This is a genomic window from Rhizobium atlanticum (genome assembly GCF_030182485.1).
Classification (GTDB): Bacteria; Pseudomonadota; Alphaproteobacteria; order Rhizobiales; family Rhizobiaceae; genus Rhizobium.
In genome coordinates, this window is record NZ_JAQJCJ010000008.1 from 20,889 (window position 1) to 40,799 (window position 19,911).

Consider the following 19,911-nt stretch of genomic DNA (forward strand, 5'->3'; position numbering starts at 1 on the left):
GGCTGGCCCGGCTTTTTGCGTGCCGAGGCGTGGACATCGCCGCCTCTTTCCGGCAAAGCGCTCATGACCCAAGGATCAGCAATCGCGAGGCCATGATGACCGTGACACCGACCCTTTACAAGATCGTGACGGAAACGCTCTGGCAGCAAGCCAGACAAAGCGGTGTTTTTCATGGCGCCGGCATCGATCTCAAGGACGGCTTCATCCATTTCTCCACGGCCGACCAGGTGAAGCAGACCGCGGCCCTGCATTTTGCCGGCCAGTCCGGCCTGGTGCTGGTCGCCGTCGATGGCCGCGGTTTCGGTGACAAGCTCCTCTTCGAACCCTCCCGCGGCGGCGATCTCTTCCCGCATCTCTACGCCGATCTGCCGCTTGCGGCCGTGCTCTGGGAGGCGCCGCTGCCGCTCGATGAGAACGGCGTTCATATCTTCCCGGAGCTGCAGCCATGATCGATCCCTTCAGGCGCATCGCCCGCAAGGGCCTTTTCCTGTTCGACCCGGAAACGGCGCACGGCATGTCGATCGCCGCGCTGAAGTCTGGCCTCGTGCCCGCCTGCCGGATCACTCCCGATCCGCGCCTGCGCCAGACCATCGCCGGCCTCACTTTCGAAAACCCGCTCGGCATGGCGGCCGGCTACGACAAGAATGCCGAGGTGCCGGAAGCGCTCTTGAAGCTCGGCTTCGGCTTTACCGAGATCGGCACCGTGACGCCGAAGCCGCAGGCTGGCAATCCGCGCCCGCGCATCTTCCGCCTGGTCGAGGATGAAGCGGTCATCAACCGCCTCGGTTTCAACAATGAGGGCCATGACGCCGCTTTCGGACGTCTCTCGACGCTGGCGGGCGGCGGCATGATCGGCATCAATATCGGCGCCAATAAGGATAGCGAAGATCGCATCGCCGATTATGTCGCCGGCATCCGCCGCTTCTATTCCGTCGCGCGTTATTTCACCGCCAATATCTCCTCGCCGAATACGCCCGGCTTGCGCGACCTGCAGGCACGCGAAAGCCTGGCGGCGCTGCTGTCGGCCGTGCTTTCGGCGCGCGACGAGATGGCGCAAAAATCCGGTCGGAAGATCCCGGTCTTTCTGAAGATCGCCCCTGACCTGACCGAGGAAGGCATGGACGATATTGCGGCGGAAGCGCTCGCGCATCCGCTGGATGGACTGATCGTCTCCAACACCACGCTGTCTCGCGACGGTCTCAAGGACCAGCGCCAGGCGAAGGAAGCGGGCGGTCTTTCCGGGGTGCCGCTGTTCGAAAAATCGACGGCGGTGCTTGCCCGGATGCGCAAGCGCGTCGGCCCTGATCTGCCGATCATCGGCGTCGGCGGCGTCTCCTCGGCCGAAACAGCGCTGGAGAAAATCAGGGCGGGTGCCGATCTCGTCCAGCTCTATTCATGCATGGTCTATGAAGGCCCCAGCCTGCCCGGCGATATCGTCCGCGGTCTTTCGGCGCTGCTCGACCGCGAAAAGGCCGGCTCGATCCGCGCGCTGCGTGACAGCAGGCTGGATTACTGGGCGGCGCGGAAGGTCTGATCGGCCCGCGACCCGACCAGCATGGCGAGGAAGAAGCCGCGGAACAGCAGGAAGGCGTTCATGCCAAGCCACAAGCCGTGATTGCCGAAGAGCGGCACGAAGACGGCGAGCATTAGGAGGTAGCCGGCAAAGGACATCAGCATCCGGTTGCGCATGTCGACCGACCATGTCGCGCCGATGAAGACGCCGTCCATCAGGAAGGCGAGCGCCCCCGTTAGTCCGGTAATCGCAGCCCAGGGCAGATAGGTTTCGGCCGCCTGCCGCACCTCCGGCGAGGTGGTCAGCACCGAGATCAGCCACGGGCCGGCGAGGAAGAAAAAGGCGGAAGCGAATGCGGCCAGTCCGAACGACCAGATGGTTGTCAGCTTCAGCCCGCGGTCGAAGGCCGGCCTGTACCGCGCGCCGATCGCCCGGCCGGTGATCTGCTCGGCGGCATTGGCAAGCCCGTCGAGATAATAACCTGACAGCAGGAAGAAATTCATCAGTACGGCATTGGCGGCCAGTGTCACCGCCCCGAAGCCGGTGCCGATCCGCGTCATGATCGTGAAGGCGCCGATCAGCACGAAGGTGCGGATCAGGATGTCGCGGTTGAGTGCGAAAAGCTCCGCCAGCCGGTGCCGGGAAAAGATCTCGGCCCATGCCGGACGCTCGGCCCTGCCGAAATCTTTGAGCACGATGAAAAGCCCGGCGAATGCGCCGGCTGTTTCACCGGCCGTGGTTGCCCAGGCGACCCCGGCCACGCCCCAGCCCAGCGACAGGCCGAGATAGATGGATAGCAGAATATTGATGCCGTTGATCAGCGCCTGCAGCAGCAGCCCGACACTGCCTTGTCCGCGCCCGAGCACGAAGCCGAGAATGGCGTAATTCGCCAGCGCCGCCGGTGCCGCCAGCATGCGGATCGCGAAATAGGTGCCGGTCGCCTCGGCGATCGCCCCTTCCGCGCCCATCAGCCGCAATCCCGCGGTCTCGATCAGCGGCGAAAGACAGAGCAATGCCAGCCCGCAGGCGAGCGCTGAGATCAGCGCTCGCCAGAAGACAGCCTGCTGTTCGTGCCCGTCGCGCCGGCCATAGGCCTGCGCCGTCAGTCCCGTCGTCGAGGCGCGCAGGAAGTTGAAACTGCCGAGGATCAGATCGAAGAGCATCGCGCCGATCGCCAGCCCCGCCAGCGCTTCAGCGTTACCCATATGACCGACGACGGCGGTGCTCGTCAGCCCGAGCAGGGGCGTCGTCATGAAGCCGAGCGTCATCGGAATAGCGATCGAAAGCACCAACCGGTGCGTCACTACGAAAGCGAGAGTGTTGTTGTTGCTGCGCGTATCCATGACCTGCCTTAGATCGAGGCAGAATCGCCTCGGCTGGAAAGCACCATGGCCCAGTAGGGCAGGTTCCTGGAAGACGTATTATGGGCGACTGCGACGCCGAGGCCGTCATAACGCCCGAGCATGTTTTCCAGATGATGCGGCGAATTGATCCAGGCAGTCACAACGGCGTCGACGCTCTGCTGGCCGGAAGCAATGTTCTCGGCCGCCGGCAGCCGCACGCCGCTCGCCTTGACGCGGGCGCCGAAGCTGTCCGTCATGCCCATGAGGTGCGCCATCTTGCCGGCGCTCGCCATGCGCTTCGCCTGGAAGAGGGCCGCCGTCTGCGCCGCCGGATCGACCTCAAGCGGCGGCAGGCCGTTCTTCGCCCTCAACTGGTTGACGAGCGGCAGCACGCTCGTCGTCTGGTCCTCGCCGTTCGAGGGCGCGCCGGCAATTCGCGGGGTCGTGGTGCAGCCGGCGATGCCGGCGGCGAGTGCAAGTCCGGAAAGAGTGAGCAGGCTGCGCCTGGAAAGATCGATTGATATCATGTTATCGGCGGTAGCTGAAAAGGCGAAGGATGACGAAGAGCGGGATGACGATCGTCGCCCCGAGGAGGAGATAGTCGCCGACGCGCCCGAGCGCGGCAAAGCCCCGGTGCCAGAGTTCCAGGATGAAGTCGCGGAACCCATAGATGATGTTCCACGGCGTCAGGCCGAACACGGTCATGACGAATCCGACGATCAGCGACACCACGATGAGTTTAATCAATGTGCGGCCGAGCGAATCGCCGAGGAACCTGTTCACCTGATCGGACATGCGCCATCTCCTGTTTGCCCCTGGAATAAGGTCGCGGCGCACCGCCCGCAAGCCCTTTCCGGAATTGGCCGCTTCGCCTCTGAAATAGGACTTGAGTTTTTTTGTGGCCGCCGGCAAATGCCAGCGAAACGATAGGTTCGTCATGCAGTCCCAACAGCTTTCCTCAGGCGATGTCATCGCCGACCGCCGCGCCGATTATGCCAGGATGCTCGAAGAAGGCGGCGAGGCGGAGGCAGCGGCCGAGCTGATGGAGCAGGCGCTGGAGCTCGTGCCTGCCTGGGCCGCCGGCTGGTATCGGCTCGCCACCTATCTGGAAAAGGCGGGCAGGGGGCAAGCCGCGATCGAGGCCTATCGCCGGACGATTGCCCTCGATCCCGAGGATATATTCGGCGCCACCCTCAAGCTTGCCCTTCTCGGCGACGCTGCGATCCCCGAGCGGCCGCCGAGCCGCTACGTCGAGCGCCTGTTCGACGATTATGCCGATCGATTCGACACCGCCCTCGTCGAAAAACTCGATTACAGCGTCCCGCAGAAGCTCGCAGACCTCATCGCCTCCACCGGCAGGCGTTACGAATGCGCCGTCGATCTCGGCTGCGGCACCGGCCTGCTCGGCCCGGAGATCCGCGCCCGCGCCCGCCGCCTCGAAGGCTTCGACCTCTCGCAGAACATGCTGGCCAAGGCCGCGGAGAAACAGGTCTATGATCATCTCGCCCAGGCCGATCTGTCGCTTGCGCCCGATCTCTCCGGCCTGTTCGGTGATGCCCGGCGCCGGCGCGCCGATCTCGTGAGCGCAGCCGACGTGCTGATGTATCTCGGCAACCTCGAGAGCGTCTTTGCGATCGTCGGCGAACTCGCCGCCGTCGGTGCGGACTTCACCTTCTCCGTCGAGGATGCGGGCGACGGAGAGGCTTTCCAACTCGCCCCGTCGTTGCGTTACGCCCATTCGGAAGCCTATGTGAGGCGGCTGCTTTCCCGCCACGGCTTCGAGATCCTCAAGATCGTCAAGACGGTCATTCGCAAAGATGGCGGAAAACCGGTTTCCGGCATTCTGTTCCTTACGCGCAACGCTGCGTAAGCGAACTTTTCTTGCCATTTTTTTAATAGGTCAGCATTGCTTACCTATTTTGCTTGATTGCAACGGCAGAAGACTGATATTTCACTGATATCGCCAAGAGCGCGGCGATACCGACCGCGCCCCGCCGGCTCATTTCACATTGCAAAAAACGTCACCGCCTTCAGGAGTTCCTCCGAGGCTTTCGCGAACCTGTCTGCCGTGGAGACTGGAATATGACACAGCGCATCAATGCCCTTGGCGTCTGGAATACCAGCGCGACCCGCCATACGCCGATCGAAGATGTGCAAGGTATCTTCTCCGGCAGTCTGATTGCCGCTCTCGGCATTTATGTGCTCGCCAGTGCCGGCCTTCTCACCGGCAGCACCGCCGGTGTCGCCTTCCTGCTGCACTATGCCTTCGGCGTCAATTTCGGCCTCGCCTTCTTCCTGCTCAACCTGCCGTTCTTCTATCTCTCGTGGAAGCGCCTCGGCATGGCCTTCACGATCAAGACCTTCATTGCCATCGGCCTGACCTCGGTGCTATCAGACGTGCAGTCGCGCTTCTTTTCGATTTCGAGCATCCACCCGGCGTGGGCTGCCCTTCTCGGCGGCCTGCTGCTCGGCTTCGGCCTGCTGGCGCTTTATCGCCACCGCGCCAGCCTCGGCGGCGTCGGCATTCTCGGCATCTACCTGCAGGAACGCTTCGGCATCCGCGCCGGCCTCGTCCAGCTCGCCATCGACATGTGCGTCCTCGCCGCCGCCTTCTTCGTCACCACGCCGTCCGTCGTCTTCTATTCGGTGCTCGGCGCCATTGTCCTCAACCTCTTCGTTGCCATCAACCACCGCGCCGACCGCTATATTGCGTTGTAGGGGTGGCTGCCCCCTTATCCGTCTGCCGGAACCACGGGTCTCGACCCGTCCTTCGGATGCCGCACGCGAGGCGAAGGGATATGCCGCGACCTCTCCGTTCCTCGCACACCTTTCGCAGGGCACGTCCCCTCTCCCCGTAAAACGGTGAGAGGGGACGTGCCCTAATCGGACCTTCACCGATAGCGGACTAACCTTACAAATCGGTAACCCATTCTAAACAAATCGTAACTTGCCTCAGATCGGCCTCGGCGCGACACTCCTGTCGCGCCGGATTTGATGAGGTGAACCATGTCAGATTTGGAAAAACTCGTAAGACGCCGCATGCAGGAAGAATACGCCAAGGGCGCTTCCGCAGAGGAAATTACCAAGGTCGTCCGCGACATATTCAACAGCATCAACCTCTCGGGCAGTGGGTCCGAAGCCGTTGCGGCGCGCGCCGCTGCCGATCGCGATTAACCTGATATTCGACCGACCCGAGATCTTCGGGTCGGTTCCCGTCAATATCGATCATGCGGCTTTCGTCACCTGATCGATCGGGTGCTGTGAGCGGAAGCCGACGGCAAGCCGGTTCCAGATATTGATCGCGCCGATCGCCACCGTAATCTCGGTCATCTCCTTCTCGGAGAAATGCGCCTTCAGCGCCTCGTAGTCTGCGTCAGGCGCGCCTGTCTTGGCGATATTGGTCACAGCGTCGACCCATCCGAGCAGGGCCCTTTCGCGCGTGTCATAGATCGGCGATTCCCGCCAGACGCACATCAGGTTGATCCATTGTTCGCTGAGCCCGTCGTGGCGGGCTTCCTTCACATGCATATCGACGCAGTAGGCGCAGCCGTTTATCTGCGAGGCGCGCAGCTTGATCAAATGGATGAAGCGGCGCTCCAGTCCGGAAGACTGGACATATTGTTCGAGTGCGACGACCGCCTTGTAGGCATCGGGAGCGGCTTTGGCGAAGTTGAAACGCGGTTGCATGTCTTTCTCCTTTGATATGGCTCAACGAGCCGTCTTGCGTTCATGGATTTCAAGGAAGGCGCAGCCTCGGGCTGCGATCGATCCGTCGTCGAGGGCGGCGAGTTCGATGCCGAGATCGGCAATGCTGGTCTTGGCAAGTTCGGCCCGGTAGACCCGCTCGGCCCGGAGCATTGCCGCGCTGATGTTGCAGGGCTTGGAAAAGAAGTGGTCGGAGACCGGGTTCGGTCCGCGCTGGCGGATTTCGGCGCAGCGAAAGGCCGGGGCCGGTCCCTCCACAGCAAGCAATATGTCGAGCAGCGAAATCTCCGCCGGCGCCTTCGCCAGCCGATAGCCGCCCTTCGGCCCCGGCACCGTATCGAGGATGCCGGCGCCCGACAGTGCCTGCAGATGTTTGAGCAGATAGCTTGTCGACACGCCGTGGAATTCCGCCAGCGCAGCCGCCGAAAGGACACCGCCTTCGGAGAGGCCGGAGAGCATGGCGACGCTGTGAATGGCCTGCTCGACTCCATCGCTCATTTTCATCGGTGTCATCTCCTCAATTCGTGGATAAAAAATATCCATGATTCTCGCTTCTGTCAACTGCCCTTCTTTTTCGCCCGCTTTTCACTACCTTCAGGACGTGGACCAGATCGATTCCGAAGCCCGCGCCCTATTGCCTGAAGCCTTTGCCCGCTGGTTTGCGGAAAAGGGCTGGCGCCCTCGCGCCCATCAGCTGGAACTGCTGTCCCGCGCCGAGGCCGGTCAAAGCACGCTGCTGATTGCGCCGACCGGCGCCGGTAAGACGCTCGCTGGCTTCCTGCCCTCGCTCACTGATCTCACCCGCCGCGGCAAAATTCCGCCCGGCTCCGCCTTCACCGGCATCCACACGCTCTATGTCTCGCCACTGAAGGCGCTGGCGATCGATATCGAGCGCAACCTGATGAAGCCGGTCGAAGAGATGGGCCTGCCCGTCACGATCGAAAACCGCACCGGCGATACGCCGATTGCCAAGCGCCAGCGGCAGAAGCTCAATCCGCCGGATATTCTGCTGACGACGCCGGAGCAGGTTGCTCTGCTGCTGGCGAACCGCGAGGCGGAGCGCTTCTTCAAGGACCTGAAATATGTCGTGCTCGACGAGCTTCATTCGCTCGTCACCTCCAAGCGCGGCCATATGCTGTCGCTCGGCCTTGCGCGCCTTCGCCGCCTTGCCCCCGGCCTGAAGACCATCGGCCTGTCGGCGACCGTCGCCGAGCCGATGGACTTGCAGAAATGGCTGGTCGCCCAGGAGGAGGGGAGGGAACATCACGCTGGTCTTGTCGTCGTCGAAGGCGGTGCCAAACCCAATATCTCGATCCTGTCGACCGAAGAGCGCATTCCTTGGGCCGGTCATGCCGCCCGCTATGCCATTCCCGATGTCTACAAGCAGCTCCTCGAACACCAGACGACGCTGCTGTTCGTCAATACCCGCAGTCAGGCCGAGATGCTGTTTCAGGAACTCTGGACGATCAATGACGACAACCTGCCGATCGCCCTCCACCACGGCTCGCTCGATGTCGCCCAGCGCCGCAAGGTCGAGGCGGCGATGGCCGAAAACCGCTTGCGCGCCGTCGTCGCCACCTCAACGCTCGATCTCGGCATCGACTGGGGCGATGTCGATCTCGTCATCCATGTCGGAGCGCCGAAGGGCGCCTCACGCCTTGCCCAGCGCATCGGCCGCGCCAACCACCGCATGGACGAGCCTTCGAAGGCGATCCTCGTGCCGGCCAATCGCTTTGAAGTCATGGAGTGCCAGGCAGCCCTCGACGCCAATTATATCGGCGCCCAGGACACGCCGCCCGTCGGCCGCGGCGCTCTCGACGTGCTCGCCCAGCACGTACTCGGCATGGCCTGCGCCGAACCCTTCGACATGCTGGAGCTCTATGACGAGGTCACCAGCGCCTCGCCCTATGCCGATCTTAGCTGGGAGACCTTCGAGCGCGTCATCGATTTCGTCGCGACCGGCGGTTATGCGCTTAGGACCTACGAGCGTTACGCTCGCATCCGCAAGACCAAGGAGGGCCGCTGGCGCGTCTCCAATCCGGCGGTCGCCCAGCAATACCGCCTCAACCTCGGCACCATCGTCGAAAGCCCGATGCTGAACATCCGCATGGTCAAGCGCGGCGAGGGCGGCCGGCTCGGTCGCGGCGGCGCCACGCTGGGCAAGGTCGAGGAATATTTCCTCGAGCAATTGTCGCCGGGCGACACATTCGTGTTTTCGGGCAAGGTGCTGCGTTTCGAAGGCATACGCGAAAATGAATGCCTGGCGTCGCAGGCCTTTTCGCTCGATCCGAAGATCCCCGCCTATAATGGCGGCAAGTTTCCGCTGTCGACCTATCTCGCCGAGCAGGTGCGGGCGATGATCGCCGATCCCGATCGCTGGCGCCACCTGCCGGATCAGGTGCGCGACTGGCTGTCGCTGCAGACCGACAAGTCGATGCTGCCGAAGCGCGACGAGTTCCTGATCGAAACCTTCCCGCGCGGCAGCCGCGGCTATATGGTCGCCTATCCCTTCGAAGGCCGTCTCGCCCACCAGACTCTCGGCATGCTGCTGACCCGCCGGCTGGAGCGAGCGGGCGCCAAGCCGCTCGGCTTCGTCGCCACCGATTATTCGCTCGCCGTCTGGGGTCTCGAGGATATGGGGCTGATGATCGCCAATGGCCGGTTGAGCCTCTCCGACCTCTTCGATGAGGATATGCTCGGCGACGATCTCGAGGCCTGGCTCGCCGAATCCTTCTTGTTGAAACGCACCTTCCGCAATTGCGCCGTGATTGCGGGCTTGATCGAGCGCCGCCATCCGGGCAAGGAAAAGAGCGGCCGCCAGATCACCGTCTCGGCCGACCTGATCTATGACGTGCTCCGCAGCCATGAGCCGGATCACATCCTGCTGCAGGCAACGCGCCAGGATGCGGCGACGGGGCTTTTGGATATAAGCCGTCTTGGCGATATGCTGATGCGAATCAGGGGCCACATCACCCACCGCCCGCTCGACCATATTTCCCCGCTCGCCGTGCCGGTGATGCTGGAAATCGGCCGCGAGGCGGTGCCGGGCGAGGCCCATGATGCGCTATTGGCCGAGGCGGCGGACGATCTGATCGCCGAAGCTCTGGCATGATGATGACTGGGAAAAATACGACTGTGATGAACCGCCTGGCGCTGGCGCGCGACATTTCCGGATTGGCTGCGATCCCCGGCATCGAGACATCGGTGAACGGCATTGCCGCCGTCTGCGATCCGCTCGGCGCCCTCTATCTGCCGGATGCCGGACTGCTCGTCGTCTCCGACCTGCATCTCGAAAAAGGCGCAGCCTTCGCGCGCCGTGGCATGATGCTGCCGCCCTATGACACGCTGGCGACGCTGACCGTGCTTGCCGCCGTCATTTCCCGCTATGATCCGAAGCTCGTCATCTCGCTCGGCGACAATTTTCACGACCGCATCGGTTCGAAGCATCTGCCGGAAAATTTTCGCGCGCTGATCGTCGGTATGGCGCGCGGCCGCGAATGGATCTGGATCAACGGCAACCATGATCCCGACGGCATCGTCGATCTGCCCGGCGCTTGCGCCGACGAGGTGCATTATGCCGGCCTGACCTTCCGCCACGAGCCGAGGAACGGCTTGCAGAGCGGCGAAATCGCCGGCCACCTGCATCCTTCGGCGACCGTGCGCCGGCGCGAACGATCAATCCGCCGCCCCTGCTTCGCCACGGACGGCGCTCGCCTCCTCATGCCGGCCTTTGGGGTGATGAGCGGCGGCCTCGATCTCGGCCATCAGGCGATGAAGGGCTTGTTCGAAAAGGAATCGCTGATCGCGCATCTGCTGGGACGCGATCGGATTTATTCGGTCAGGTATGGGAATTTGCGGGGGTAGCGTCTGTCCTCGATGTGTGCCGTGGGGGTGCCACACTGCACGCCTTTGAACTTAATCACACCCTTGCAATTGCTGCTGATATGTCCCCGCCATTCGCGCGAACTTCTGTGCCGTCTGCTGCAATTGCCCGTTCGAGCGCCAGTCGCCGCGCTTATATCCCGTCGGCCCCGAATAATAGGCGAGATAGAGATTATAGGCATCGTTGAGCGGAATACCGGTCTCCACACTATTCTGGTAATGATACCAGCCGATGAAATCGATCGCGTCGGCGAAGTTCGTGCGCCGCGCCGCCCAGTTCCCCGTCTGCGACTGATAGTGATCCCATGTACCGTCGAGCGCCTGCGAATAGCCGTAGGCGGTCGAAGGCCGGGTCCAAGGAATGAAGCCGAAGAGCTTGGTGCGCGGCGGCCGCGCGTAGGGCTGGAAACCCGATTCGGTGTACATCGTCGCCATCAGGATCGGCACGGGCACGCCGTATTTCTTCTCCGTCCGCTCTGCCGCCCTCTGCCAGCTGGAGAAAAGACCTTCGCGCTGGTCGAAGACGGCGCAGATGTTCCTCGTCTGCTTCGGCGCCGTCGCGCAGCCGGCAAGCAGCGCGAGACCCACGGCGGTCAGAACGATACGAGTACGCATGACAGAACCTCTCGTTTCCGAGAGATTACTAACTCGTAAATGTTAAAAACCGGTTTTTAGTCGAATACGAACTTTTTCGAAGAGGTTGCCCGGGAACTCGGCAGCCATGACCCACCCCTACGCCCTGACCGGCTTATAACGCAGGATCACTGCGCCACTTCGCGTGGTCGAGGATTCAATAAGCCTCAGCGGCACCTGAGCCTCGGCCGGCTTGAAGAGCGGATTGCCGCCGCCGAGAATGACCGGCACCACGCAAACCCGGATCTCATCGATAAGGCCCGCCTTCAGCAGGCTGTCGGCAAGCGCGGCGCTGCCGAAGATGAAAATCGTCTTGCCGTCCTCCTGCTTCAGCCTCTTCAATTCGGGGATCGGATCGCTGACGATGCGCGAATTGTTCCAGCCGGGATCGGTCATTGTTCGAGAGACGGCGATCTTGGCGATGCCGTTCATATAGGCCTTGATCTTGTCTTCGTCCTCAGCAGTCGGCCAGTAGGCGGCCATGCCCTCATAGGTCTTGCGGCCGAAGACCAGGAGGTCACCTTCCTCGCCGAACTGCTCGGCATAGCGCTTGAGCTCCGGTCCCCAGGCGAGATTGTGGAAGTCGATCTCCCACGGTTTCGTTCCCTCGAAATAGCCATCGAGCGTCATCAGGTTCCAGACGACAAGCTTCCGCATTTCATCCTCCTCAAGTGAAAACCGCTTTTAATAAGCAACTGGTTCACAGTAATTCAACTGATTGCGATACGCAAGCGGTCCTGGGGGCGAAGGGGGCCGCCGACAAGAAGTTCCGGCGCTTGACTCTTCTAGGTCAATTGTCCTAATCCCTAGGTCGATTGACCTACGAATCGCAGCTTCGCGGACAGAAGGGAGAATGAAAATGGTCGCTGCGGCCACCCGCCAGCAAATTGTCGAAGCAGCCGACAGGCTTTTCTACGAGAGAGGCTTTGAAGCAACGTCCTTTGCCAACATTGCGGGTACAGTCGGACTCTCGCGAGGCAATTTTTATTATCACTTCAAGACGAAGGACGAGCTTCTCGATGCGGTGATCACCCATCGCCTCCTCAAAACCAGGTCAATGCTCGATGAGTGGGAAGCACAGGCCGAGGCACCTGACGAGCGTATTCTCAGCTTCGTCAATCTCCTCATCCTGAATCAGTCGAAAATCATGGCCCACGGTTGCCCGGTCGGCACGCTTTGCGCCGAACTCGCCAAGCTCGATCACATTGCCAAGAGCCGTGCTGCCGAACTTTTCGATCTGTTTCGCCATTGGCTGTCACGTCAATTCAGTGAGCTTGGCCGCGAGGATGAAGCCGATGCGCTTGCCATGCACATCCTGATGCGGAGCCAGGGTGTTGCGACGCTTGCGGCCGCCTATCGCGACGAAATCTTTGTTCAAAACGAGGTGGAAAATATGCGCGCGTGGCTGGCGGAGCAGCGGCCAGAAACACCCGCCTTTCCCGACACCCTTTCACGACAGCATTCCTGAAGGAGACACTGCATGTTTTTCATTACTCTGAAATTTTCTGAAAGCAGGGCCAACGCACCGGTTCTGATGGAAGCGCATAATGCCTGGCTCAAACGAGGCTTCGACGACGGGATTTTTCTTCTCGCCGGCGGCCTTCAGCCGAGCGCCGGTGGAGCAGTCGTCGCTCACAACACCTCGCGCGCCGAACTCGAAACCAGGATTCAGCAGGATCCTTTCGTAGCGGAAGGCGTCGTCAGCGCCGATATTCTGGAAATTGCCCCCGCTCGCGTCGACGAGCGGCTCGCCTTCCTGAAGACATGAGACACGAGCGCGACGGTTCGCGGCGCCGGATCACTCCTTGCGGAAAATCAGGCTGGCGCTCCAGCCGGTGACGACGGCGAGCGCCACGGCCGCAAATCCGTAGAGGATCGGCTGATCATGGGCCGCATCGGTGATCGTCTGTTCGATGCCCGTCTTGATGACGCGAAGCGGCAGCGATTTATCGGTGATGAGATTGCCGCTCTTGAAGAGATAGGCGCGCACCGTGTGCACCCCGTTCGGAATATTTGCCGGCAGGCGCAGGCTCGCCTTGAAGAGGTTCGATGAAACGAACCGCACGCCGCTCGGGTTCCTGTCGTAAAGCGCGCCCACCTGCTGCAGCCGCAGGAAAGCCTGACGGAACTCGCCGAGATTGCTGCCGTCGCCGACGAAGCCGACCGGCGTCAGCGGAATGTGGTCGATGCCGATCCCCTGGTCGGTGAGTTCCAGCGGCGTCGTCAGATCGTCGATCATGCGCGAGCTCGACATCGAATAGGAATGCGGCACCGCCTCGAAAGTCATCGAGCGCCTGTTCACCCAGACGCCGAAGACGCGCTCTTTCTTGCGCACCGTCGCATCCTCGCGCGGGCCTTCCAGCACCACCACCACGTCATACTGGCCAATGGCGAGCAGCAGCTGGTCGGTGTTCGAGAGCGCCCCGAAGATCGTCAGATCGGCACCGTGGAAATCCGAAGTGATGGCGATTTCGCTGGTCGATGTGCCGATCTCCAGCCCCTCCCGCACCGCTTCCGTTGCCTGTCCCGGCAGCCACTGCGCCCCGGCAACCGCCGGCAGCAGACACAGGAGCAGGAGGATCGAGGCAAGCAGGCGCATCAGTTGCCGGTCCCCATCACCACCGAATAGACGTCGGCAGGGGTCACGACCAGCGCGATCGCCAGACGCAGGCCGACGGCCAGAACGAGCAGGCCAAGCAGAGCGCGCAGCTGCTCGCCGCGAAGCTTCTGGCCGACGCGCACGCCATATTGCGCCCCGACGACACCCGCCACCATCAGGATGAAGGCAAGCACGATGTCGACAGAGAAGTTCGTCGCCGCCTGCACGATCGTCGTATAGGCGGTCACGAAAATGATCTGATAAAGCGAGGTGCCGACCACGACATTGGTCGGGATGCGCAGCAGGTAGATCATTGCCGGCACCATGATGAAGCCGCCGCCGACACCCATGATCGAGGTCAGGATGCCGATCGCAAAGCCGAGCGCAATGATCGGAATGACGCTGAGGAAAATCTTCGATTTCTTGAAGCGCACCTTGAGCGGCAGCTTGTGCACCCAGTGCTGGTGGCCTGGCTTGCGCGGCGCGGGCGGCTCGTTGCGTGCGGCGCGGCGCATGGCATTGATGCTTTCGAGCAGCATCAGCCCGCCGACCGCTCCGAGGAAGATGACATACATCAGCGAGATGATCAGGTCGAGCTGGCCGATGGCGCGCAGCAGCGAGAAGATCCAGATGCCGACGGTCGCCCCTGTAAGACCGCCGACCAGGAGCACTGTGCCGAGCTTGACGTCGAGCGTGCCGCGCCGGAAATGGGTGATCGCACCCGAAATCGACGACGCCACGACCTGGTTGGCGCCGGTGGCGACGGCGACGACGGGCGGGATATTGTAGAAGATCAATAGCGGGGTGATGAGAAAACCGCCGCCGACGCCGAACATTCCGGACAGGAATCCGACGGCCGCCCCCATGCCGAGAATGATGAAGATGTTCACCGACAATTCTGCGATGGGCAGATAAATTGTCACAACCGACCCCGAATGATGACCGCCCCTGCCGGGCGGTTCCTGTCACGTCCCCGTTCGAATGCGCACCATACTGTGAAATCGTTGCCAGAGGCTTTCGATCGGCCCCGATTGATAGAGATCGATGGCAGGAGATTCGGCGATGCGCGGATCGATATGTCCGGCATAATCGGGCTTTTTTCAGGTTTTGTGACGAGGGTGGGAAAAATTCGGAAAAGCTTGCGGCTTAGTGCCGCAAGGCCTGCGAAGACCCCTCCCCAAGGGGGAGGGCTATGCGCGGCATCACCCCACAGCAACATCAACGTTTCCGCGGGCGAATCCGTGAAAGAGATAACGTCGGCGCGGCATGCAAGCCCCTCCCCCTTGTGGGGAGGGGTCTTCACCGGCGGCTCGACCTCCGTCGACGCACCTTAGATCGCCTTGGCGACCTGCTTGTTGCGTTCGAGCAGCGCCTTCACGGTCGCGTCGCTCACCTTGCCGTCCGGCTGCTGGCCGATCGACTTCTGGAAGCTCTTGATCGCGGCGACGGTTTTCGCCCCCATTTCGCCGTCGGGCACGCCGGCGTCGAAACCGTTATTGTTGAGGATCGCCTGGATGTTGCGGATCGCCTTCTTCATGTCGACGGTTGCCGTCTTCATGCCTGTGCCCGCCCATTCGTCGGGAATGTCGATGCCGTTGGCGCGATGGTCGAGCGGTTCCGGCTTCCAGAGATCGGCCTTGGCGCGCGCCCGTTCGAGCTGGTCGGGCTTCATGGCATTGGCGACTTCGTCGCGCTTCTGCGCTGCATCCTTGTCACCGGCCTTGGCGGCGATCGCAAACCACTTGTAGGATTCTTCGAGATCCGCCGGAACGCCGTTGCCCCTCGCGCAGAGGATTGCCAGGTTGAACTGGCTATCGGTGATGCCGAGATTGGCGGCCTTGGTGAACCACGAGGCTGCCGTCGCATAATCCTGCTGGCCGAGCGCGCCGGAGGCGTAGAGAACGGCTAGATTGTGCATGGCGCTGGCATTGCCCCGGTTCGCCGCCTGCTCGTAGAAGCCCTTCGCCTTGGCGATGTCGCGTTCGACGCCGTTGCCCTTCTCATACATGCTGCCGAGCCGGTATTGTGCCGGCGCAAAACCCTTGTCGGCCGAAAGCTGGTACCAGCCTGCGGCCTGTTTCTGATCGACGGTCATGCCGTTGCGGCCGTCCGAATAGCGTGCGCCGATCTCGAACAGCGCCAGGGAGTCGCCGCCCTGTGCCGCATCGGCAAGTGATTTCGGCTGCACGGTGTCGGGGATGGTGATCGCTGCCTGCGGCGCGGCCGCCGCTGCGGTCGGGCTGTTCGGAGTGAAGCTCGATGTTTCCTGTGCGCCGGACGTACCGGCGGGGGCCAAGGTTGCGACTCCCTCGCTGTCGAGCGGCGCCGCATCGGTCAGGTGATCGCTGGCAGCAGGCTGGGCTGTTTCCGGTTGCGCCTGATCGGCGGCCGGTGCGCTCGCCGCTGCAGGGACGTTCAGATCGGCAGCGCCGGCGTCCGGCTGGGCGGGTGCCGCCTCAGGCGGAACCGGCTTCGGATTTTCCATCGCCCCCGTCAGCGCCGAGACCTCCGCCGGCGGCCGCGGTGCGGGTTCGCCGCTCGTCAGCGTTCGGGCCAGCGGAAAGGCCATGATGGCGAGCAAGACGGCGCCGACGGCGAGAAGGATCGGTCGGCGGTAGCGCGAAAAGGCGCTGGGCTTGCCCGCCTTGTCGGTCTTGCTCGTCTTGTCGGCATTTGCGGCCTTCTTGTCGGCCTTGGATGCCGCCTGCTTTGGATTGGCGTCCACTTCCATTGCGGCTGCCTGCGCCGCCCGGCGCGCAGCCGCGATGTAGTCGGCCCGATCCGTCTCGATGGCAGGCTTGCCGCGTTGGGCACTCTGGCTGGCGCGCACCCGTTCAAGAATTTTCTTGACGTCGGGCGCGCCCGAACCCGGCTCGAGCAGTTCGTTCGCCGCGTCCGTCGGGACCACGTCGGCGGGATCGATCGACGGCGCAGGGTCGATCACCGGTCGTTCCTTCGCCTGCGCCTCGGCTTTTTTGCCGGGCCGCAGCCGCTTGCCAAGGCTGGCGAACAGGCTGGTTTTTGCCGGCGCCGGTGTCGGGGTCTCCGGCGGCCGCGTCGCGGCTTCGATGGCGATCGCGCTTGTTGCGCTCATGCTCGCGGCCTGGGCGGGGGCGGCAGGTTCCGCCGCGACCTCAGCCGTGCGGATGACCGGAGAGGCTTTCGCTGCCGGGGGCACGTCCGCCGTCTGGGCGGCTTCAGCCACCATCAGCGCATAGGGGTCGACATCGAAATCGACGTCGGCCATCGGCATCTGAGCGATCGGCCGTCGGCGCTCTTCCATGCCGTCGAGCCGGTCGGCGATGTGGACCAGCGTCTCGTGCAGCGCCTTGAAGGTCTTGTGCGTGCGCTCCTCGCTGTCGCGGCTGATATCCTCGAGATGGCGCAGATCCTCGGCCAGCGCCGTCAGCGCCGACATGTCGGCGGCGGGCACGCCGCCCTGCAGGCCGCCATTGCGCGAATAGGCCTCGACGACGGCCTCCGCCGCTTGGCGCGCCGCCTCGATGATATATTCGTCGCTTGTCGCCATATAATCTTCGATCGCGCCCATGCGCCGGTCGAGGTCGGCCGGGATCGCGGCACTTTCGCGCGGCTCGCTCATCAGCGCCGAAAGGTTGGCAATCTGGTCTTCGAGGTTCTTCAGCGCTTGCGGATCGGTCGGCGGCGCCGCCGTTGTTTCTTCCAGCCGGGCGGCGATGTCGCTCAGCCGACCTTCGAGACGCTGGAAAGCTCTGTCGTCGATCGCCGCGGCAGGTGCGGGCTGCTGAAAGGCCATCTCGTCGATCCGCCGGGCGAGATAATCGAGCCGCTGCGCCAGCACGTCATTGACCGCTCCATTCTCGAGCGCATCGATCTTGCGGGAGATGTCGGAAAGCGGGCCGGTGAGGTCGGGTTGCGCGGCCGCCTTCTGCGTGCGCTCCAGCAGGTAGGATAGCTGTTCCAGCCGCTCGTCGAGCCGGGACGTCGCTTCCGCCTTGGCCAGCTCCTCGACGCGCTCCGTCAGCGCTTCCAGCCGCATCGCCAGCTCGTCGGCTGGGGTTGCCCGGCTGGCCGCGTCGTGGCTCATCAGGTCGATCTGGTCGGCGAGCGACGACAGGCGGCTTTCCAGCCGCTGCATCAGCGTCGGATCGTTGGCGGCAGCCGCGCGGCCGCTTGCCGCAATCGCCCGGCTGATCTCGTCGAGGCGCATATCCATGGCGGCGAACTGCTCGGACATGACCCGGTCATGCGGCTGGATCATGTTGCCGAACTGCTCCATCGCCGTGGCGATGGCGATGAGCTTGTCTTCCAGCGCCCGGACCGCGGGGCTTTCGCCCATGCCGCCGAGATGGCGCTTGATATCGTCGAGCCGGTAGGCCAGTGAAACGAGCTCTTCCTGCAGCCCCTCGGTGTCGAGTGCGGCAAGCCGGCTCTCGACGCCGTCCCAGCGGTTTTCCATATGGCGCAGCGATTCCTCGCGCGCCAGCCCGTCCATCAGCGATCGCAGCTCCTCGAAATCCTCGCGCAGCCCGGCGGCCTCCGGGCCGCTCGAGCGGCCGGTCAACTGGCTGATGCTCTGGGCCAGGCGGTTCATGTCGGCGCGAATGTCGTCGGCGAAGCGGCTGTCTCCGGCGGTCGCCTTGATCTCGCGCAGTTCGGCGCGCAGTGCGCTCATCTCGCGGGTCACGCCCTCGGAAATATCGCGCTTCAAGTCCTGCCTGAGGTTGACGAGCGCCTGGGCGATCTCGGTCATCGTGTCGCCGCCGGCGCGCAAGGCAGGGGCGGGCAGTGGCGCAGCGGCGCGCGGTGCGGGGTCGCGCAGCTGGGTGGCCTGCTCGCGCCCATAGGCGCGTTCGCGGCCCGCTTCCAATGCGCGCTGGCGCTGGCGAATTTCCGCCAGCGGATCCGGCCGCGGCTCGACCGGCGCTCGTGTGGGGCGCGGCGCATTGGAGGCCGCATAAGGATCGCGCTCGGCCATTGGCGTGCGCGTCCGCTGATCGCGTCCGCTGCCCATCAGCCCTTCGATGCGCGCCTCCAGCCCTTCGATCGTGCGGTTCAGCGCATCGAGCGAGGTCCTGTCGGACTGTCGGGAAGGATTTGATCGCGATCCGTTCATCTTCTTGCTCGCTTCGACTGCTCGACCTCTCGTCAGAGCTCGATCCGTGGCTTCTTCGTCTGCTGCCCACGTCTTCACGCGGACCGGAGCGCATCATCCATAAGAAGATAGTCAATTAGACTTTCCTCAGGCTGAACGATGTAGCGGCATTCTTTAGGAACGCGGGACTGGAAAAAGGAATGCGGATCACTACGGCTCAATCCGCACCTTTCACGAAACGTGGTAAACAAGCCGTTAAGATAGATGAGAATTTTTTAACGTTTGCAGCCGAAAGGCTTCTTTAGGCGGCAATCGCCGTTAAATTCGCCGGATCGGATAGACATCGCCAGGCCGGAATTTCAGTGCGCGGCATCGATCGAATAGGCGCTGATGCGCGAGAGGTGGATGAAGGAAAGGCCGGTCTCGGCGGCCCAGTCGTTGAAGGCCTGCTGGATCAGCTGCTGGTCCTTCTTCGTCGTGCCGGAGGAGGAGAGCGGCACGCCGGCCGATCTCAGGCAGGCGAGCACGTCGAGCGTGGCGACGAAGCTGTCGCGGCCGATGCCGCGCAGGAAATACTGCGCGGTCATGCCGCCGAGCCGGCTGCCGCGTTTGCTCATCAGCTCGAGGAGGCCGACCTGGTCCTCCCGCGGCCAGTCGGCGAAGAAGGCGCCGACGCTGCCATGTTCGCTCGCCAGTTCTCTGACGAAGGCGGCATTGGCGCGAACCGACATGATCTTCGCGCCGTTGCGGATGATCCGCTCGTCCGATGTCAGCTCATGCCAGTAATCGTCGGGCGCGATATTCAGCGCCGCCGGATCGAAGCCGGAAAACGCCGCCTCGAATCCCGGCCACTTCGCATCGATTACCTTCTGCACGAAGCCGCTGTAGAAGATGCGGCGGGTCATGTCGGCGAGGATGCGGTCGTCCGGCATGGCGCGCAGCCGGTCGTGATCCGGCTGGTGCTTCTCGAGCATTGCCTGCAGCGCGGCCGCACCGCCTTTTCGCTCTTCCGCACGCTGCCTTATCGCCTCGAAACTGATCATGCCGGCCCACCTGATGCATAGTGAAAGACGCTTGCGCTTATACGCCATTCCCGAATGGACAAGGAAGATGAGATGGCGTCTCCTGCCTCCGCATCCACGGCTTGCGGATTCGCCCTCTC

Annotated in this window: 20 protein-coding genes; 9 read left to right on the forward strand and 11 right to left on the reverse strand. The window is 63.0% G+C overall.

The features are described from left to right. Nucleotides 1-95: 95 nt before the first annotated feature. Together PH551_RS13315 and PH551_RS13320 are read left to right on the forward strand one after the other, a co-directional pair. On the forward strand, nucleotides 96-449 hold the full coding sequence (locus PH551_RS13315; RefSeq protein ID WP_097601616.1) for a DUF952 domain-containing protein: 354 nt from the start codon (nucleotides 96-98) through the stop codon (nucleotides 447-449). Beyond that, on the forward strand, nucleotides 446-1,534 hold the full coding sequence (locus PH551_RS13320; RefSeq protein WP_285193350.1) for a quinone-dependent dihydroorotate dehydrogenase: 1,089 nt from the start codon (nucleotides 446-448) through the stop codon (nucleotides 1,532-1,534). Before PH551_RS13315 ends, PH551_RS13320 begins: the two co-directional genes overlap by 4 nt. Here PH551_RS13320 and PH551_RS13325 read toward each other — a convergent pair. From PH551_RS13325 to PH551_RS13335, 3 genes are read right to left on the reverse strand one after another with little or no spacing between them, the layout of a single operon-like run. Further along, a complete protein-coding gene (locus PH551_RS13325; RefSeq protein ID WP_285193351.1) occupies nucleotides 1,510-2,856 on the reverse strand; it encodes an MATE family efflux transporter in 1,347 nt (448 codons plus the stop codon). The two genes, PH551_RS13320 and PH551_RS13325, sit on opposite strands and share 25 nt — an antisense overlap. A gap of 8 nt (nucleotides 2,857-2,864) precedes the next feature. Further along, a complete protein-coding gene (locus tag PH551_RS13330) occupies nucleotides 2,865-3,383 on the reverse strand; it encodes a CAP domain-containing protein (RefSeq protein WP_285193352.1) in 519 nt (172 codons plus the stop codon). 1 nt (nucleotide 3,384) lies between these two features. Next, nucleotides 3,385-3,651 carry a DUF6460 domain-containing protein gene (locus PH551_RS13335; protein WP_085779950.1) on the reverse strand — a complete coding sequence of 89 codons (267 nt, stop codon included), beginning with the start codon at nucleotides 3,649-3,651 and terminating at the stop codon, nucleotides 3,385-3,387. Nucleotides 3,652-3,793: 142 nt separating this feature from the next. On the opposite strand from PH551_RS13335, the gene PH551_RS13340 reads away from it, so the two are divergent. The 3 genes from PH551_RS13340 (at nucleotide 3,794) to PH551_RS13350 (ending at nucleotide 6,030) form a co-directional block, all read left to right on the forward strand. After that, on the forward strand, nucleotides 3,794-4,726 hold the full coding sequence (locus PH551_RS13340; protein WP_285193353.1) for a class I SAM-dependent DNA methyltransferase: 933 nt from the start codon (nucleotides 3,794-3,796) through the stop codon (nucleotides 4,724-4,726). A 212-nt stretch (nucleotides 4,727-4,938) separates the two neighbouring features. Then, nucleotides 4,939-5,574, forward strand: coding sequence for a YitT family protein (locus tag PH551_RS13345; RefSeq protein WP_183705976.1), 636 nt, complete (start codon nucleotides 4,939-4,941; stop codon nucleotides 5,572-5,574). Between the two features lie 288 nt (nucleotides 5,575-5,862). After that, nucleotides 5,863-6,030 carry a hypothetical protein gene (locus PH551_RS13350; protein ID WP_285193495.1) on the forward strand — a complete coding sequence of 56 codons (168 nt, stop codon included), beginning with the start codon at nucleotides 5,863-5,865 and terminating at the stop codon, nucleotides 6,028-6,030. A gap of 51 nt (nucleotides 6,031-6,081) precedes the next feature. On the opposite strand, the gene PH551_RS13355 is transcribed toward PH551_RS13350, so the two are convergent. Next, on the reverse strand, nucleotides 6,082-6,543 hold the full coding sequence (locus tag PH551_RS13355) for a carboxymuconolactone decarboxylase family protein (RefSeq protein ID WP_285193354.1): 462 nt from the start codon (nucleotides 6,541-6,543) through the stop codon (nucleotides 6,082-6,084). A 21-nt stretch (nucleotides 6,544-6,564) separates the two neighbouring features. Next, nucleotides 6,565-7,065, reverse strand: a complete 501-nt coding sequence (locus tag PH551_RS13360) for an RrF2 family transcriptional regulator (RefSeq protein ID WP_085779951.1) — start codon at nucleotides 7,063-7,065, stop codon at nucleotides 6,565-6,567. Between the two features lie 97 nt (nucleotides 7,066-7,162). Between PH551_RS13360 and PH551_RS13365 the strand changes: the two genes are divergently transcribed. Beyond that, entirely contained in the window at nucleotides 7,163-9,673 is a 2,511-nt protein-coding gene (locus PH551_RS13365; RefSeq protein WP_285193486.1) for a ligase-associated DNA damage response DEXH box helicase, read from the forward strand. Nucleotides 9,674-9,699: 26 nt separating this feature from the next. After that, nucleotides 9,700-10,425, forward strand: a complete 726-nt coding sequence (pdeM, locus tag PH551_RS13370) for a ligase-associated DNA damage response endonuclease PdeM (RefSeq protein ID WP_085776846.1) — start codon at nucleotides 9,700-9,702, stop codon at nucleotides 10,423-10,425. Between the two features lie 51 nt (nucleotides 10,426-10,476). Here the strand turns inward: pdeM and PH551_RS13375 are convergent, their stop codons facing one another. Next, entirely contained in the window at nucleotides 10,477-11,058 is a 582-nt protein-coding gene (locus PH551_RS13375; protein WP_221113057.1) for a transglycosylase SLT domain-containing protein, read from the reverse strand. Nucleotides 11,059-11,175: 117 nt separating this feature from the next. After that, nucleotides 11,176-11,733: a dihydrofolate reductase family protein gene (locus PH551_RS13380; RefSeq protein ID WP_285193355.1), complete on the reverse strand. Its 558-nt coding sequence runs from the start codon at nucleotides 11,731-11,733 to the stop codon at nucleotides 11,176-11,178. Nucleotides 11,734-11,935: 202 nt separating this feature from the next. On the opposite strand from PH551_RS13380, the gene PH551_RS13385 reads away from it, so the two are divergent. Together PH551_RS13385 and PH551_RS13390 are read left to right on the forward strand one after the other, a co-directional pair. Continuing rightward, nucleotides 11,936-12,544 carry a TetR/AcrR family transcriptional regulator gene (locus PH551_RS13385; RefSeq protein ID WP_285193487.1) on the forward strand — a complete coding sequence of 203 codons (609 nt, stop codon included), beginning with the start codon at nucleotides 11,936-11,938 and terminating at the stop codon, nucleotides 12,542-12,544. A 12-nt stretch (nucleotides 12,545-12,556) separates the two neighbouring features. Beyond that, nucleotides 12,557-12,844: a YciI family protein gene (locus PH551_RS13390; protein ID WP_285193356.1), complete on the forward strand. Its 288-nt coding sequence runs from the start codon at nucleotides 12,557-12,559 to the stop codon at nucleotides 12,842-12,844. 30 nt (nucleotides 12,845-12,874) lie between these two features. Here the strand turns inward: PH551_RS13390 and PH551_RS13395 are convergent, their stop codons facing one another. From PH551_RS13395 to PH551_RS13410, 4 genes are all read right to left on the reverse strand, one after another. Beyond that, nucleotides 12,875-13,675 carry a TIGR02186 family protein gene (locus PH551_RS13395; RefSeq protein WP_285193357.1) on the reverse strand — a complete coding sequence of 267 codons (801 nt, stop codon included), beginning with the start codon at nucleotides 13,673-13,675 and terminating at the stop codon, nucleotides 12,875-12,877. Continuing rightward, a complete protein-coding gene (locus tag PH551_RS13400; protein WP_085776852.1) occupies nucleotides 13,675-14,598 on the reverse strand; it encodes a sulfite exporter TauE/SafE family protein in 924 nt (307 codons plus the stop codon). Before PH551_RS13400 ends, PH551_RS13395 begins: the two co-directional genes overlap by 1 nt. Before the next feature lie 407 nt (nucleotides 14,599-15,005). Beyond that, the gene (locus PH551_RS13405) at nucleotides 15,006-18,770 is read right to left on the reverse strand and encodes a peptidoglycan-binding protein (RefSeq protein WP_285193358.1); all 3,765 of its coding nucleotides are present in this window, start codon (nucleotides 18,768-18,770) and stop codon (nucleotides 15,006-15,008) included. Nucleotides 18,771-19,108: 338 nt separating this feature from the next. Continuing rightward, nucleotides 19,109-19,792 (reverse strand): DNA-3-methyladenine glycosylase I, encoded by a 684-nt coding sequence (locus PH551_RS13410; protein WP_285193359.1) that lies wholly within the window; start codon nucleotides 19,790-19,792, stop codon nucleotides 19,109-19,111. Nucleotides 19,793-19,911 lie beyond the last annotated feature (119 nt).

Excerpts from the sequence above, each read along its gene's own strand:
- PH551_RS13315 (WP_097601616.1), top strand. The coding sequence starts at position 96 with ATGACCGTGACACCGACCCTTTACAAGATCGTGACGGAAACGCTCTGG.
- PH551_RS13320 (WP_285193350.1), top strand. The coding sequence starts at position 446 with ATGATCGATCCCTTCAGGCGCATCGCCCGCAAGGGCCTTTTCCTGTTC.
- PH551_RS13325 (WP_285193351.1), bottom strand. The coding sequence starts at position 2,856 with ATGGATACGCGCAGCAACAACAACACTCTCGCTTTCGTAGTGACGCAC.
- PH551_RS13330 (WP_285193352.1), bottom strand. The coding sequence starts at position 3,383 with ATGATATCAATCGATCTTTCCAGGCGCAGCCTGCTCACTCTTTCCGGA.
- PH551_RS13335 (WP_085779950.1), bottom strand. The coding sequence starts at position 3,651 with ATGTCCGATCAGGTGAACAGGTTCCTCGGCGATTCGCTCGGCCGCACA.
- PH551_RS13340 (WP_285193353.1), top strand. The coding sequence starts at position 3,794 with ATGCAGTCCCAACAGCTTTCCTCAGGCGATGTCATCGCCGACCGCCGC.
- PH551_RS13345 (WP_183705976.1), top strand. The coding sequence starts at position 4,939 with ATGACACAGCGCATCAATGCCCTTGGCGTCTGGAATACCAGCGCGACC.
- PH551_RS13350 (WP_285193495.1), top strand. The coding sequence starts at position 5,863 with ATGTCAGATTTGGAAAAACTCGTAAGACGCCGCATGCAGGAAGAATAC.
- PH551_RS13355 (WP_285193354.1), bottom strand. The coding sequence starts at position 6,543 with ATGCAACCGCGTTTCAACTTCGCCAAAGCCGCTCCCGATGCCTACAAG.
- PH551_RS13360 (WP_085779951.1), bottom strand. The coding sequence starts at position 7,065 with ATGAAAATGAGCGATGGAGTCGAGCAGGCCATTCACAGCGTCGCCATG.
- pdeM (WP_085776846.1), top strand. The coding sequence starts at position 9,700 with ATGAACCGCCTGGCGCTGGCGCGCGACATTTCCGGATTGGCTGCGATC.
- PH551_RS13375 (WP_221113057.1), bottom strand. The coding sequence starts at position 11,058 with ATGCGTACTCGTATCGTTCTGACCGCCGTGGGTCTCGCGCTGCTTGCC.
- PH551_RS13380 (WP_285193355.1), bottom strand. The coding sequence starts at position 11,733 with ATGCGGAAGCTTGTCGTCTGGAACCTGATGACGCTCGATGGCTATTTC.
- PH551_RS13385 (WP_285193487.1), top strand. The coding sequence starts at position 11,936 with ATGGTCGCTGCGGCCACCCGCCAGCAAATTGTCGAAGCAGCCGACAGG.
- PH551_RS13390 (WP_285193356.1), top strand. The coding sequence starts at position 12,557 with ATGTTTTTCATTACTCTGAAATTTTCTGAAAGCAGGGCCAACGCACCG.
- PH551_RS13395 (WP_285193357.1), bottom strand. The coding sequence starts at position 13,675 with ATGCGCCTGCTTGCCTCGATCCTCCTGCTCCTGTGTCTGCTGCCGGCG.
- PH551_RS13405 (WP_285193358.1), bottom strand. The coding sequence starts at position 18,770 with ATGAACGGATCGCGATCAAATCCTTCCCGACAGTCCGACAGGACCTCG.
- PH551_RS13410 (WP_285193359.1), bottom strand. The coding sequence starts at position 19,792 with ATGATCAGTTTCGAGGCGATAAGGCAGCGTGCGGAAGAGCGAAAAGGC.